The organism is Actinoplanes sp. NPDC048796, from assembly GCF_040650035.1.
GTDB lineage: Bacteria > Actinomycetota > Actinomycetes > Mycobacteriales > Micromonosporaceae > Actinoplanes.
This window is the reverse complement of record NZ_JBEZGO010000001.1, coordinates 831,833-846,536: the sequence shown is the minus strand read 5'-3', so window position 1 is coordinate 846,536 and position 14,704 is coordinate 831,833. Positions and strand designations below refer to the sequence as shown.

Genomic DNA, 14,704 nt, shown 5'->3' with positions numbered 1-14,704 from the left:
CCGATGAGGTTCCGCGCCGAACTGCAGCGCACCGGCGGCACGACCACCGGTTTCGAGGTGCCCGACGAGATCGTCACCGCGCTCGGCGGTGGTGGCCGGCCCAAGGTCGTCGCCACCTTCCACGGCTTCACCATGCGCTCGACCATCGCCAAGATGGGCGGCGGCTACTGGCTCGGGGTGAGCGCCGAGCGCCGCGCCGCCGCCGGGGTCGAGGGCGGCGAGGTCTTCGACGTCGACGTGGAGCTCGACACCGCGCCGCGCGAGATCGAGGTGCCGGACGATCTGCGGGCCGCCCTCGACGCCGAGCCGGCCGCGCGCGAGTTCTGGTCGACGCTGTCGTTCAGCAACCAGCGCTGGCACGTCGACCAGCTCACCTCGGCCAAGACGGCCGAGACCCGGAGCCGGCGGCTGGCCAAGTCGGTCGGGCTGCTCCGGGAGGGCAAGCCTCGTTAGGGCTATCGGGGGCGGTACGCGACCTCGGGGTCGAGCAACCGCGCCCACCCCGGGCGCCACGCCGGGCCGCGGGCGGCCATCTCCTCCTGCAGGTTCGTGCGCCACGGGCCGGAGACGCCGTCGTCGGCCCACCACTGCGGCCACGAGTCGTAGCGGCGTTCCACCAGCACGTCGGCGGCCGTGGTCTGCACACGCAGGAACAGCCAGCGCCCGTAACGGGGGTCGGCCTCGGCGCGGCGCAGACGGCGTACGAGATCACCCAGCTCCTGGAAGGACGCGAAGCGCGCCTCGCCGGGGCGTTCCAGCGGCGGGTGCTTGCCGGGCTGCGCGCTCAGGCTGGTCGCGTCCGCGTAGACCAGGGCCGTGCACCGGCCGTCGCCGTCCGGGGAACGGTCACGCATCCACGCCGCCAGCGCCTCGAGCTCGTCGGTGGCCGGCGGCTCCGGGCGGGTCAGCTCGGCCGCGTCCCGCATGGCCGACCACACCAGACGGTCGTGTTCGCCCTGGCTGAGCTTGCGGACCCGGCGCATCGGCGGCCGCACGCCGGGCTCGACGCGCGGTGGCCGGTGGCCGGCGGTGATCCCGCCGCGGTCGGCGCAGGCCAGGGCGGCCGCCAGGTCGAGCGTGGGCTCGGTGAGGCGGCCGAGCAGCCGTTCGAAGGCGGGGCCGGTGACCTGCCCTCGTACCGCCGCCGACAGCAGATCCTCGCCGGCGGCCCGGACGTCGTCGCGCTCGGCCGGGGTGCGCAGCTCGTGCCGGCCCCACTCGGCGACGATCTCGGCCAGCTCGGTCAGCGTGTTCTCGTTGCTCAGCACGGCGCCGACCGTCTGCACGAGCCCGTCGCCCACGCCGTCGCGGTAGCGGGTGCGTGACCAGCGGCCCTCGGCGTGCCACACCACGAAGCCGAGCGCGTCGGTCTCGGCCAGGGCGGTCAGATCGTCCCAGGGCAGCCAGTCGGGCGCGCCGGTGAGCAGGTCGATCGGCGGGTCGGCGTCGGCCGTCCCGCTGTGATCGCGGTCATAGCCGAACAGGACCGCGCGGGCGCCGTCGAGCAGCGCGAGCCGGGCCCAGCTGCCCCCGTGATCGTCGTGGTGGGCGCCCCGGCCGTCGACGAACCAGACGTCGTCGTACCCGATGCCGGTCAGGCCGGCGGCCAGGGTCGCCCATCGGGTCCAGAGCAATCCGGGCGCGGGCAGGTCCACGTCGGTCAGCATCTGTCCACTGTGCCAAACCGGGCCGAGGCAATGTCACCCCCCTTGCCTCATGCGAAAGGTTCGGACCGGACGGTTGCAGATCGGTGGCTTCGAGCCGGAGTCCTTCAGAAGCCGGTGGCCCGCGGCGATGGGAACGGGGTCATGCTTACCCACGCTCTCGGCCTCGTCGCCGCCACGCTGTCCGTTTCCCTCTCCTGGCCCCAGGTCTACAAGTCCTGCGTGCAACGCCGGACCAGCGGCCTGTCGGCCACCGCCTGCGCCCTCGGGGTGGCCATGCCGATCGGCTGGATCACCTACGGCCTGCTCAGCGGGGAGGGGATCCAGGTGATGACGAACACGGCGACCGGACTGGCCGGCCTGGCCATCCTGGTCGCGCTCCTGGTCACCCAGCCGTCGCCGCGCCCCGGGCGGGCCCTGTTAGTGGCCGGCGCGGTCGCCGTGGCCGCCCTGCTCAGCGCGGTCGCCGCGGCGCTGCCCGCGGTGACCGGTCACATGGCCGCCTCCGTCCTGGGTCCGCTGCTGGCCGGCGTCTCCTTCCTTTCCGCGATCCCGCAACCGCTGGCGTTGCTTCGCAACCGCCAGGCGGACATCAGCGGTCTCTCTCCGCTGCGCTGGCGTCTGGGAGCGGGTGCTTCCGCTTCCTGGCTTCTGTACGGCGTACTGACCGCCCAGCCGGCCGTCGCCGCGTCCGCCCTGGTCGGCCTGGTGAGCGCCACCATCGTCGTCACCTGCCTGCACCGGCGCCGCGAGCGCCGGCCGGTCACCGCCCCCGTCACCGCCGTCTCCTGGCGGCACTCGATCACCACCCGTAACCTGGCGATGGCCGGAGTCTGACCGGTTCCTGGGCTTTTGTCATCGTTGCAAGATCACTGAGCGTGCATCGACCCCCTACTATGCCGGGCGTCATTCCCGTCAGAAGGGTCGTTCCGTATGCCTCTGAAGACGCACCGACTACTCACCGCCGCGCTGGCGGGGGCCCTGGCGGCGGGTGCCGTCACGGCCCCCGCGCTGGCCGGCACCGCCACAACGGGCCCGGACGCCGTGCCCACGCCCAAACTCGGCTGGTACAAGTGCTACGACTACGCCGAGTGCGCCACGGTCAGGCTTCCGCTCGACTACGACAACCCGCGCGGCGCCACCACCGAGATCGCCGTGCTGCGGGTGAAGGCCAAGAACCAGGCCAAGAAGATCGGCAGCCTGTTCGTCAACCCGGGCGGGCCGGGCGGCTCGGCCACCCAGTTCGCGCTGGACGCGCCCAACTGGCTCACCGACCCGCTGCTCCAGCGCTTCGACGTCGTCGGCGTCGACCCGCGCGGCATCGGCGCCAGCCAGAACGTGCGCTGCTTCAAGTCCGTCAAGGACCAGACCGCGGTCCTCGACCTGATGAACGTGCCCTTCCCGGTCACCACGGCCGAGGAGAAGGCGTACGTCAAAGGGTCGCAGTTGCTCGGTAAGGCCTGCTCGACCACGGGCCGGCCACTGACCGGCGCCGCCTCCACGGCCGAGGTCGCCCGCGACATGGACGTCATCCGCCGCGCGGTCGGCGACAAGAAGCTGAACTACCTGGGCTTCAGCTACGGCAGCGCGCTCGGGCAGTACTACGCCAACATGTTCCCGAGCCGGTTCCGGGCGCTGGTCGTCGACGGCGTGCTCGACCCGAACGCCTGGGTCGGCAACACCCGGCAGATCATCGACGACCGGCTGCACTCCAGCGACGGTGCGTACAAGGCGCTGATCGAGATCCTGAAACGCTGCGACAAGGCGGGCGAGAGCAAGTGCGTCTTCGCCGAGGGTGATCCGGTCAAGCGGTTCGACGCCATCGCCCAGAGCCTGAAGAAGAAGCCGCTCGCCCTGCCGGACGGCGAGGGCGGGACGATCCAGGTGACGTACGCCGTCTTCGTCGGGGCGATCCTCGGCGCGCTCTACCAGTTCGACGCCGGCGAGCAGGTCACCGCCCTGGCCGACCTGGTCGGGGACGCCCTTCGGGGTGGTTCCACGGCGGCCCTGGTCACGCGGGTGAAGGACGCGCGGGCCTCGCGGGCGTACGACTTCCCGTACGACAACGGCGCCGAGGCGGGCACCACGGTGATCTGTACCGACGGCCGGTTCCCGGCCAACGCGGCGGACTGGCCGCGGTACGCCGACCGGCGAGACGCCAAGGCGCCGTACTTCGGCCGCTCGTGGGGCTGGATCGACAGCCCGTGCGCCCACAAGACGTGGACCGTGCGGGACGAGGACGCGTACACCGGTCCCTTCACCCGCCGGACGGCCGCCCCCGTGCTGGTCGTCGGCAGTTTCTGGGATCCGGCCACCAACTACCGGGGCGCGGTCTCGTCGAGCCGGCTGCTGCCGAACTCGGTGCTGCTGTCGAGCAACAACTGGGGCCACACCGCGTACGGCTCCGGGGTCTGCGCCACCACGGCGATCGACACCTACCTGCTGACCGGCAAGCCGCCGGCCCGCGGCAAGGTCTGCACCGACGCGCCGCAGCCGTTCCAGACCCCGGTTTTGACCGCCACCTCGTTCTTGAAGAAGCGGCCGCCGATCGCGGCGCCGTTACCGGATTCGATCCTGACTCCGGCCAAGCTCTGAAATTCTCCGATGGTGGGGCGGCTTCCGGGCCGCCCCACCGCTAGTGCCAGCCGCTTCGGTCGCGGGAGTCCGCGACCTTGCCGGTGATCGACGCGACGAGGATGACCAGGAAGAAGAGCGCGAGTACGAGTTCCATGCATTGAGCATCTTCGTCTTCCGGCCGGGCCGACAGTGGCAGATATGCCATGCATCTTCAAAATCCTGCCAACCGGCCGTATGCTGCGTCACATGCTGCGCAACGTGGCCGTGATCGCCCTGCCCGACGTCGCCCCGTTCGAGCTGGGCGTCCTCTGTGAACTGTTCGGCTACGACCGCTCGGCCGACGGCCTGCCCACCTACGACTTCGCCGTCTGCTCGATCGACGGCGCCCCGGTGCCCAGCCGGTCCGGCTTCGACGTCGCCGTCAAACACGACCTTTCCCGTACGGAAGCCGCCGACCTGGTCGTGGTCGCCCCCTTCGACAATCCCTGGTACGGGCCGCCCGAGTCGGTCAGCGCGGCCCTGCGCTCCGCGTACGACCGGGGCGCGTGGGTGATGAGCGTCTGCACCAGCGCGTTCGCGCTCGGCGCGGCCGGGCTGCTCGACGGCCGCCGCTGCACCACCCACTGGCTGCACACGGAACGGCTGGCCCGGCAGTTCCCGTCCGCGATCGTCGACGCCGACGTGCTCTACGTGCAGGACGGGCGCGTGCTCACCAGCGCCGGCACGGCCGCCAGCATCGACGCCGGCCTCCACCTGATCCGCCAGGAACACGGCAGCGCGGTCGCCACCATGCTGGCCCGGCGCATGGTCGTGCCCCCACACCGCGACGGCGGCCAGGCGCAGTACATCGAAACCCCGCTCAAGCCGGTCGAGTGCGCCACCATGCAGCCGGTGCTGACCGCGGTGATGGAAACCCTCGACCAGCCGCACACGGTCGACACCATGGCCGACCTGGCGCACATGGCCCCGCGTACCTTCGCCCGCAAATTCCGGGAGGAGACCGGCGTGACCCCGCACGACTGGCTCACCGGCCAGCGCCTGCTGCTCGCCCGCCGCCTGCTCGAGGAGTCCGACCTCGGCGTCGACGTGGTCGCCGACCGGACCGGCTTCGGCAGCGCGGCCACCCTGCGCCACCACTTCGCGCAACGGCTGAGCACGACCCCGCAGGCCTACCGGGGAACGTTCCGGTCGTCACAGCCGGTGTGATTACCTGCCGGCGCGGGCAAACGCCCGGTCATGGCGAAGACTCCCGGCCCCACGCTGTTCGTGCTCTTCGGAGCCACCGGTGACCTGGCCCGGCGGATGGTGCTGCCGGCCTTCTACACGCTCGCGGCCGAAGGGCTGCTCCCCGACGACTGGATCCTGGTCGGCAACGGCCGCGGCGACGTCACCCACGAGAACTTCCGCAAGCACGTCCACGACGCGCTGACCGAGTTCGGCCCGGCGCCGGCCAAGGGGCCGTGGAAGGAGTTCGCGTCCCGGCTGCGCTTCGCCGGCGGCGGCTTCAACAGCGACGACCCGGGCAGCCTGCTCGACGTCATCGCCGACGCCCGATCGTCGCTGGGCTCGTCGGCGCAGCTCGTCCACTACCTGGCGATCCCGCCGGTGGCGTTCCCGGAGACCACCGAGGCGCTCGGGAAACACGGGCTCGCCGACGGGGCGCGGGTGGTCTACGAGAAGCCGTACGGGACCTCGCCCTCGTCTTTCCGCTCCCTCAACCGGCTCGTGCACCGGGTGCTGAAGGAGGAGCAGGTCTACCGGATCGACCACTTCCTGGGCAAGGAGGCCACACAGAACCTGCACGTGGCCCGCTTCGCGAACGAGGCGATGGCCGCGCTGTGGAACCGCGACCACATCGAGAGCGTGCAGATCGACGTTCCCGAGACGCTGGGCGTGGAGGACCGGGCGGGCTTCTACGACGCGACCGGCGCCGTGCTCGACATGCTGGTCACCCACCTGTTCCAGGTGGCGGCCGAGGTGGCGATGGAACCACCGGCCAGCCTGGGCGCGGCCGACCTGCAGACCGCGAGGGAGAAGGTGATCCGCGCGTTCCGCCCGATCGACCCGGCCGAGGTGGTGCTGGGCCAGTACACGGGCTACAAGTCCATCAAGGGCGTCAAGCGAGGATCGAAGACGGACACGTACGTGGCGGCCAAGCTGTGGATCGACAACCCGCGCTGGCGCGGCGTGCCGTTCCTGCTGCGTACGGGAAAGAGGCTGGCCGAAAGCAGGCAGGTGGTGAGCCTGGTGCTGAAGAGGCCGGCCGGCCCGTTCGCTTCCCTGCCGTCCCAGTCGAACGTGCTGACGTTCGACCTGGCGGGCGACGGCGCGATCGACCTGTCCCTGCTGGTCAAGAGGCCGGGGGTGGCCCTGGAACTCGATCCGGGGAGCGTGCGGCTGCCGCTGTCCGAACTGCCGGAGGCGGAGCCGCTGCCCCCGTACGTCCGCCTGATCCACGACGTCCTGCTGGGCGACCGTTCCCTGTTCACCCGCCCGGACGGCCTGAGCGCGACGTGGAAGACGATCGGCCCCCTGCTGGACGCGCCACCGGCACCGGCCGCCTACGCCCAGGGGTCGTGGGGTCCGGCCCAGGCCCGCAAGCTGGCGCCCTGGCTGCTGGGCTCCTGACAGAGTTCTCGTCGCGGATTCGTTCCGCTCCGGCCACATCCATCCGCCCGAAATGTCTTCAGGCCAAACTTGTCAGTCTGAACTGACGACATTACGGTGGGAGCCATGACAGACATCCCGGAATCGGCGGCGCACGCGGCCACCGAGGTGCGGGTCGTCTTCAGCCGGTTGCGGCGGCGGCTTCGGGAAGTGGCGAAACTCGACGAGCTCACCCCCTCGCAGACCTCGGTTCTGAGCCGCCTCGACAAGGGCGGGCCGGCCTCCTCATCCGCGCTGGCCGCGGCCGAGCAGGTGCGCCCACAGTCGATGGCGGCCACGATCGCCGCGATCGAGCAGGCCGGGCTCGTCACGCGTACGCCGGATCCGGCCGACGGGCGCAAGCAGCTGATCTCCCTGAGTGACCTCGGCCGCGAGCGGATCGGCGTCTCGCGGCAGGCGCGTGAGGAGTGGATGGCCCGCGCGCTGACCGACGACTTCACCGAGGACGAGCGCCAGACGATCATCGCGGCGCTCGCGCTGCTTGATCGACTGGCCGATCGATGACCGTAGCCACCGCCGAGACCGCTTTTGATCGGCGCTTGATAGCGCCCATGGTGCTCGGCTCGATCCTCAATCCGATCAACTCGTCGATGATCGCGGTGGCGCTGGTCCCGATCGGCCTGGCGCTCGGCGCCTCGCCGTCCGAAACGGCGTGGCTCGTCTCGGCGCTCTATCTGGCCACCGCCACCGGGCAGCCGGTGGTCGGCAAGCTCGTCGACCGGTACGGCCCCCGCAATCTCTATCTCGCCGGCAGCGCCCTGGTCGGAATAGCCGGCGTCCTCGGCCTCCTCGCCCCTGACCTCGGTGTGCTCATCGTTTCCCGCGTGCTGCTCGGTCTCGGTACTTGCGCGGGCTATCCGGCCGCGATGTATCTGATCAGGAGCGAATCCCGGCGTACGGGAAAAGACAGCCCCGGCGGCGTCCTCACCGCGCTCGCCGTCTCGGCTCAGACGATCATCGTCATCGGTCCCACCTTCGGCGGCCTCCTCATCGGGCTGGGCGGATGGCGCTCGATCTTCGCGGTCAACATTCCGCTCGCGCTCGCCTGTGTCGTGTTCGGACTGCTGCGCCTGCCGCGTTTCACCGGTGAGCCGCCGGCCACCCGTCTCGACTTCCTCGGTATCGGCCTGTTCGCCGCGACGTTGACCGCGCTGATGCTGTATCTGATGGATCCGGCGCTCGATGACCTCTGGCTGCTGGCCGTCATGGCCCTGTGCGCGGCCGGATTCGCCTGGCGGGAACTGCGCGTCGCCGACCCTTTTCTCGACCTGCGCGTCCTCGGCGGCAACGGGCCGCTGATCGCGACCTATGTGCGTGCGCTGCTCGCCCAGACGGCTTCCTACGCCATTCTGTACGGCTTCACCCAGTGGCTGGAAGCGGGACGCGGACTGAGCGCCTCGCACGCCGGTCTGGTCCTGCTGCCGATGTCCCTGTTCGCCATCGTGATTTCGGGTGTGACGGGGCGCCGGAAGGCGTACCGACCGAAATTGATCGTTGGTGGTCTGGGTCAGCTCGTGGTGAGCGTCCTGATGCTCACACTGAACGCGGAGAGCCCGCTCTGGCTGCCGGTCCTCGTGACGCTGATCTGCGGCCTTCCGCAGGGTCTGAACAACCTGGCCAATCAGAACGCCCTCTACTACCAGGCCGACCCATCACGCATCGGAGCGGCGTCCGGCCTGCTGCGCACTTTCAGTTACCTCGGCGCGATGGTGTCCTCGGCCGCCACCGGCATCTACTTCAAGCACGGCGCCGACACGTCCGGCCTGCACGGCCTGGCGATCTTCCTGTCCGTCGTGGCCGTCCTGATGCTCATCCTCGTTCTGGCCGACCGCTCGCTGTCGCGCGTCGGCACCCGATCCCCGTCCTGAAAGGCACCACCATGCCCGTCACCACCCTCGACCCGAAGACCGCGCTCGTGGTCGTCGACCTGCAGCGCGGCATCGTCACCGCCCCGGTCACCCCGCACTCGGCGGCCGACGTGGTCGCCCGTACCGCTTCGCTGGCGTCCGCGTTCCGCGAGAAAAACCTTCCCGTCATTCTCGTACGCGTCACCGGCCGCCCCGACGGCGCCGACTCGCTCCGCGCCCGCACCGACACCTCCCGCCCGGCCGGCCCCCGCCCCGAGGGCTGGGACCACATCGTCGACGACCTCACCAAGGGCGACGACATCATCGTCACCAAGCGCAACTGGGGCGCCTTCTACGGCACCGACCTGGACCTCCAGCTGCGCCGCCGCGGCATCACCCAGGTCGTCCTCACCGGCATCGCCACCAGCATCGGCGTCGAGTCGACGGCCCGGGCCGCCCACGAGCACGGCTACCAGGTCACCATCGCCACCGACGCGGTGAGCGACCTCGACCCCGGCACCCACCGCAACAGCATCGAGAAGATCTTCCCCCGCCTCGCCGAAACCGGCACCACCGCCGAAATCCTCGCCCTGCTCGCCTGACCAGGCCCGGCCCCGCATCAAATCTGGTGCAGCCAGGCGATGAAGAAGACGATCGCCGGCACCGGCGCCAACACGGCCACGGGGATCACCCAGGGTTCGCGGGGGCGGCCGGCCAGCCCGGCGGTCAGTCGCCGGTGCACGGCGGCGATCCCGACCAGGGCCAGCGCCGCCACGGCGGTGATCGGGATTCCGACGGCGAAGTGGGTCAGCCAGGCGCCGGCGCGGGTCGGCCCACCCCAGGAATTGTCGTACGGGCCGTGGTCGACCAGCCCGTACAGCAATCCGCGGAGCACCCCCAGCAGCTCGACGCCGAGCGGGACGAGCGCCGCCACACCGAGCAGGACACTCAGCACGCCGTAGCCGAACGCCGCCGCTCGCCCGCGGGGCCGTCCCGTCACCACTGCGGCGACCGACCGGGGAAGAAGCGTCAAGCAGTAGAGGGAGTCGCGGCCGGCGGCTGACAGCGCCCGTCCGAGCCGTGAGCGCGCAACGGCAATAGTCATGCCCCGATGCTCGGCCGATCCGGCCGGCGCCTCCAGCGTGCTGACCCGGCCATCGAAGTTCGGTTATCCACACCGGCCCCGCCCACCTGGTCGTGGGACCGTTGCCCGGCCCCGGGCGAAGCAGTCCGGGCACCGTAGCCGGCCCGGGTGGAGCGGTCGGGGACCGTTGCCCGGACCCGCTGAAGCGGTCGAGGGACCGTTACCCGGCGCGGGTGATGCGGTCGGCGACCTCCTCGACCGAGGTGGCGGCGACCACGCCCGCGGGAAGCGGCGGCCGGTCGACCATCACCACCGGGATGCCGCGTTCGCGGGCGGCGGCGAGCTTGGCGCCGGGACCGCCGCTGTCCTTGGTGACCAGGACGTCGATGGCGTGGCCGGCGAGGATGCGCCGCTCGCCGTCCAGGGTGAAGGGCCCCCGGTCGAGCAGCACCTCCAGCCGCGCGGGCATGGGCGGGGCCGGCGGCTCCACCGAGCGGGCCAGGAACCAGGCGTCCACGTCGGCGAAGGCCGCGATGCCCTGACGGCCGGTGGTCAGGAAGACGCGGCAGCCGAGGCGGGGGAGCAGCGCGGCGGCGCCGGGAAGATCCGGAACCCGGTGCCACTCGTCGCCCGGACTCTCGGCCCATCCGGGACGGCGCAAGGCAATTAGCGGTACGCCGGTGGCCGCGGCGGCCGCGGCGGCGTTCGCACTGATCCCGGCCGCGAACGGGTGAGTGGCGTCGACCAGGACATCGATCCGCGATGTCCGCAAATATCCGGCCAATCCGGCCACACCGCCGAAGCCGCCGATCCGGACCTCTCCCGGCGGCAGCAGAGGAGCCGACGTCCGCCCCGCCAGCGAAGTGATCACCACAATCACCGAGGCCGGCGAGCCGATCGCTGGGCCGGCTGCGGGCAAAGGGAAGCGCGGCGAAGGGCCGTGCGGCGCAGAGGAGGGCAGCGCGGACGAGGGCGGCGCGGAGGAGGGCGGCGCGGAGGAGGGCGGCGCGGACGAGGGCGGCGCGGAGGAGGGCGGCGCGGAGGAGGGCGGCGCGGAGGAGGGCGGCGAAGAGGAGGGCGGCGAAGAAGAGGGCGGCGAATGGAAGCGTGGCGAAGGGGAGGTTGGCGGAGCGAAGTGCGGCGAAGGGGAGGGCGCGGAAGCCAGGGCGGTGGCCAGGGCGCGGGCCTCGGTGGTGCCGCCCAGGATCAGGACTCTCGGCATCGGGTGGTGGAGTAGAGGTGGCTGTCGGGGAAGTGGGCGGCGGTCAGAGCGGGCCCCACGACGATCACCGCCGTGCGCTTGATGCCGGCCTCCTTCACCTGGGCCGCGATGTCGGACAGGGTGCCGCGCAGGATCTGCTCGTCGGGGCGGCTGGCCCGGGCCACCACCGCGACCGGGCAGCCGGCGCCGTAGGACGGGATCAGGTCGGCCACCACGGCCTCGATGCGCTGGACGGCCAGGTGCAGGACCATCGTGGAGCGGCTGGCGCTCAACGTGTGCAGGTCCTCGCCCGGCGGCATGGCCGTGGCCCGTTCGGCGGTGCGGGTCAGGATGACCGTCTGCGCCACCTCGGGGACCGTGAACTCGCGGGCCAGGGACGCCGCGGCCGCGGCGAAGGCGGGAACACCGGGGGTCACGTCGTACGGGACGCCGGCCGCGTCGAGGCGGCGCATCTGCTCGGCCACGGCGCTGAAGACCGACGGGTCGCCGGAGTGCAGGCGGGCCACGTCCTGGCCGGCCGCGTGGGCGGCGACCATCTCGGCGAGGATCTGGTCGAGGTTGAGGCCGGCGGTGTCGATTTTGCGGGCGCCCGGCGGGCAGCCCTCGAGCAGTTCGGCCGGGACCAGGCTGCCCGCGTACAGGCAGACGGGTGACGAGGCGATCAACCGCTGTCCCCGTACGGTGATCAGATCGGCCGCGCCCGGACCGGCGCCGATGAAGTGGATCATCGGGTCACCGACCAGATGGTCACCGGCATCATTGCTCTCCATCCCGTGAAGCCGCCCACCGGCGACGCCCGATTGACCGCCACCCGGGTCATCTCACCGCCGTGCTCGGCGTACGCCGCGGCCAGGAACGCCTCGGACTCGACGGTCACCGCGTTCGCCACCAGGCGCCCACCGGGCCGCAGGGCCGCCAGGCAGGCCTCGAGCACCCCGTCGCGGGTCAGCCCGCCCCCGATGAAGATCGTGTCCGGCGCCGGCAGCCCTTCGAGCGCGGCCGGCGCGCTGCCCTGCACCACCCGCAACCCGGGAACGCCCAGAGATGCGGCATTCACCCCGATTGTCGAGACGCGGTCGGCGTGCGACTCGACGGCGATGGCCCGGCACGACGGATGACTCCGCATCCATTCGATCCCGATGGACCCCGACCCCGCACCCACATCCCACAGAAGCGCCCCGGGAACCGGAGCCAGGACGGACATGGTCACCGCCCGCACCTCCCGCTTGGTCAGCTGCCCGTCCGAGACGTACGACGAATCCGGCAACCCGGGCACGAGCGACGACGAGGGCCCAGCCCCGCAGTCGATCGCCACCACGTTCAGCGGATCGGCGCCCGAAATATCGGAAGAGACCTGCTCCAAAGGGCCGCCGAGCTGGGAAAGCACCGTAACGGAGGCCGCCGCAAAACCGGCCGAGGAAAGCAGGGAGGCCACCGCGGCCGGCGTGGAGGCGTCCCGCGACAGCACCAGGATCTTCCGCCCGGGATTGAGAACCCGGCGCACCACGTCGACCGGCTCCGTGACCAGGCTCACGACCTCCACCGAGGCCAGCGGCCACCCCAGCCGGGCCGCCGCGAGCGACACCGACGACGGATGCGGCAACACGCGTACCCGGGAAGCTCCCAGCACCCGCACCAGAGTCGCCCCGATGCCATGGAACATCGGATCACCGCTTGCCAGTACGCACACCCCCGGCCCCGCGTGCTCCTCGAAGAGCCCCGGCAGCGCCGGTACCAGCGGAGACGGCCAGGCCACGCGCTCGGCCGGCACCGCGGGCGGCAGCAGTTCGAGCTGCCGCGAGCTACCCAGGATCACCCGTGCTTCGGTGAGCGCGCTCCGGGACGTACGGGAAAGGCCGTCCCACCCGCCGGCGCCGATGCCGACCACAGTGACCAGGTCGGGGTTGCCGTCGCGCATGCGCCGAACCTATCGCGACCCCACCTGGCGAGATTTTCCGGATCCGGTTGAGCGATGGTCGCGCCGGGTGCGTACAACCTCCCGACGGCTTGTCGGACCGCTGAACGGGTGAGGACTATGGCGCAGGGACCCCCCACGTTCCAGCAGCGCTACGTGCCGGACGAGGACGAGCAGTATTTCGCCGATCTGCGCGGAGCGCCCGACCCGGACGACCCGTGGGGCGCGCAGGACGACGATCCGCGCCTGTCCGGCGGCCACGGCGTGCGGGAGGTCGACAACTGGCTGCCCGACGACGAGTTCCGCCGCAGCGACATCCTGATCGAGTCGCAGACCGACCCGACCGGCTGGAAGACCACCGGCGCGGTGCAGCCGCCGATGTCCGACGACCGCCCGCCGGCCGAGGCCATCTCCGGCAACCGGCTGCTCACGGTCCTGCTCTTCTTCTCCGGGCTCGCCACCAGCGTCGCCCTGTGGGTCTTCGACACCCAGCCGGGCGCGGTCAGCGACACGCCGACCCTGATGCTCGCGGCCGGCCGGATCACCGGGCTGATCGGCGGCTACCTGCTCTTCGTGCAGCTGCTGATGATGAGCCGGGTCTCCTGGCTCGAGGAGTGGGTCGGGGCGCGTGACCTGCTGCGCTGGCACCGCTGGCTCGGCACCTCGCTCGTGGTCTTCGTGCTGGCCCACATCGTCTTCATCGTGTACGGGTACGCGCTGACCGGCGACACCGGCGTGGTCGACCAGGGCTGGACGATCATCACCACGTTCCCCGAGATGATCAGTGCCACGGTCGCGACCGGCCTGCTGGTCCTGATCAGCCTGATCTCGATCCGGGCGGCACGGGCCAAGTTGCCGTACGAACTGTGGCACCTGATCCATCTTTCCGGCTATCTGGTGCTTCTCCTCGGGTACGGGCACCAGGTCGCGACCGGCGCCGACCTGAGCGGCCGCTTCGCCTCCGTGTTCTGGCCCGCGCTGGGCGCCCTGGTCATCTCGGCGCTGGTCTGGGGCCGTCTGATCGAGCCGCTCTGGCTCAACGTGCGGCACCGCTTCGAGGTGGCCGAGGTGGTCGGCGAGGCGTCCGGCACGTTCTCGGTGTACATCGGCGGCAAGAACCTGGAGAAACTGCCCGCGCAGGCCGGCCAGTTCATGCGGTGGCGCTTCCTGACCCGTAACGGCTGGTGGCAGTCCCATCCGTTCTCGCTGTCGGCGGCGCCCAACGCCCAGTGGCTGCGGCTCACCGTGACCGCTGTCGGCGGGCACACGTCACGGCTGGCCACGATGAAGCCGGGCACGCCGATCTGGGCCGAGGGGCCGTTCGGGGTCTTCACGGCCCAGCGCCGTACGCGCCGGCGCGCGCTGCTGATCGCCGGCGGCAGCGGCATCGCGCCGATCCGGGCCCTGCTCGAGGACATGCCGCCGGACACCATCGTGATCTACCGGGCCTCGCGCCCGGACGAACTCGTCTTCCGCGGCGAGCTGGAGGACCTGGCCGAGCAGCGCGACGCCTGGGTCCGCTACATCGTCGGCTCCCGCAACGATCCCGGCCCGAAGCGGCTGTTCACCCCGGACGGGCTGCTCGGCCTGGTCCCGGACGTGAGCCGTCGCGACGTCTACCTGTGCGGACCGCCGGGCCTGGTCGGTGCGGCCGTGGCGACCCTGCGCGAGCTGGACGTCCCCGACAGTCAGCTGCACCTGGACCCGTTCGAGTTCTAGAGGAGTTCT

The 14,704-nt window shown here is 71.4% G+C and carries 14 protein-coding genes; 9 read left to right on the top strand and 5 right to left on the bottom strand.

Translation table 11 applies throughout. The features are described from left to right. The first annotated feature begins 3 nt into the window (after nucleotides 1-3). Nucleotides 4-453, top strand: coding sequence for a YdeI/OmpD-associated family protein (locus tag AB0C26_RS03985; protein WP_360241111.1), 450 nt, complete (start codon nucleotides 4-6; stop codon nucleotides 451-453). A gap of 2 nt (nucleotides 454-455) precedes the next feature. Here AB0C26_RS03985 and AB0C26_RS03980 read toward each other — a convergent pair whose 3' ends face one another. Further along, a complete protein-coding gene (locus tag AB0C26_RS03980) occupies nucleotides 456-1,667 on the bottom strand; it encodes a hypothetical protein (protein ID WP_360241108.1) in 1,212 nt (403 codons plus the stop codon). Between the two features lie 141 nt (nucleotides 1,668-1,808). Here AB0C26_RS03980 and AB0C26_RS03975 point away from each other — a divergent pair, with 141 nt between their 5' ends. From AB0C26_RS03975 to AB0C26_RS03945, 7 genes are all read left to right on the top strand, one after another. Beyond that, nucleotides 1,809-2,501, top strand: a complete 693-nt coding sequence (locus tag AB0C26_RS03975; RefSeq protein WP_360241105.1) for a SemiSWEET transporter — start codon at nucleotides 1,809-1,811, stop codon at nucleotides 2,499-2,501. A gap of 96 nt (nucleotides 2,502-2,597) precedes the next feature. Next, on the top strand, nucleotides 2,598-4,259 hold the full coding sequence (locus AB0C26_RS03970; RefSeq protein WP_360241102.1) for an alpha/beta hydrolase: 1,662 nt from the start codon (nucleotides 2,598-2,600) through the stop codon (nucleotides 4,257-4,259). 228 nt (nucleotides 4,260-4,487) lie between these two features. Next, the gene (locus AB0C26_RS03965) at nucleotides 4,488-5,447 is read left to right on the top strand and encodes a helix-turn-helix domain-containing protein (protein WP_360241099.1); all 960 of its coding nucleotides are present in this window, start codon (nucleotides 4,488-4,490) and stop codon (nucleotides 5,445-5,447) included. A 30-nt stretch (nucleotides 5,448-5,477) separates the two neighbouring features. Then, nucleotides 5,478-6,869, top strand: a complete 1,392-nt coding sequence (gene zwf, locus AB0C26_RS03960) for a glucose-6-phosphate dehydrogenase (RefSeq protein ID WP_360241096.1) — start codon at nucleotides 5,478-5,480, stop codon at nucleotides 6,867-6,869. Between the two features lie 105 nt (nucleotides 6,870-6,974). After that, nucleotides 6,975-7,412, top strand: a complete 438-nt coding sequence (locus tag AB0C26_RS03955) for a MarR family transcriptional regulator (protein ID WP_360241093.1) — start codon at nucleotides 6,975-6,977, stop codon at nucleotides 7,410-7,412. After that, entirely contained in the window at nucleotides 7,409-8,776 is a 1,368-nt protein-coding gene (locus AB0C26_RS03950) for an MFS transporter (RefSeq protein WP_360241090.1), read from the top strand. Before AB0C26_RS03955 ends, AB0C26_RS03950 begins: the two co-directional genes overlap by 4 nt. A gap of 11 nt (nucleotides 8,777-8,787) precedes the next feature. After that, nucleotides 8,788-9,357 (top strand): hydrolase, encoded by a 570-nt coding sequence (locus AB0C26_RS03945; RefSeq protein WP_360241087.1) that lies wholly within the window; start codon nucleotides 8,788-8,790, stop codon nucleotides 9,355-9,357. 17 nt (nucleotides 9,358-9,374) lie between these two features. Here AB0C26_RS03945 and AB0C26_RS03940 read toward each other — a convergent pair whose 3' ends face one another. From AB0C26_RS03940 to cbiE, 4 genes are all read right to left on the bottom strand, one after another. Continuing rightward, entirely contained in the window at nucleotides 9,375-9,860 is a 486-nt protein-coding gene (locus AB0C26_RS03940) for a hypothetical protein (RefSeq protein ID WP_360241084.1), read from the bottom strand. 199 nt (nucleotides 9,861-10,059) lie between these two features. Further along, nucleotides 10,060-10,710 carry a cobalt-precorrin-6A reductase gene (locus tag AB0C26_RS03935; RefSeq protein ID WP_360241081.1) on the bottom strand — a complete coding sequence of 217 codons (651 nt, stop codon included), beginning with the start codon at nucleotides 10,708-10,710 and terminating at the stop codon, nucleotides 10,060-10,062. Between the two features lie 335 nt (nucleotides 10,711-11,045). Next, the gene (cobM, locus tag AB0C26_RS03930; RefSeq protein WP_360241078.1) at nucleotides 11,046-11,831 is read right to left on the bottom strand and encodes a precorrin-4 C(11)-methyltransferase; all 786 of its coding nucleotides are present in this window, start codon (nucleotides 11,829-11,831) and stop codon (nucleotides 11,046-11,048) included. Further along, nucleotides 11,786-12,979 (bottom strand): precorrin-6y C5,15-methyltransferase (decarboxylating) subunit CbiE, encoded by a 1,194-nt coding sequence (cbiE, locus tag AB0C26_RS03925; protein ID WP_360241075.1) that lies wholly within the window; start codon nucleotides 12,977-12,979, stop codon nucleotides 11,786-11,788. Before cbiE ends, cobM begins: the two co-directional genes overlap by 46 nt. Before the next feature lie 117 nt (nucleotides 12,980-13,096). Between cbiE and AB0C26_RS03920 the strand changes: the two genes are divergently transcribed. Then, nucleotides 13,097-14,695 carry a ferric reductase-like transmembrane domain-containing protein gene (locus AB0C26_RS03920; RefSeq protein ID WP_360241072.1) on the top strand — a complete coding sequence of 533 codons (1,599 nt, stop codon included), beginning with the start codon at nucleotides 13,097-13,099 and terminating at the stop codon, nucleotides 14,693-14,695. Nucleotides 14,696-14,704 lie beyond the last annotated feature (9 nt).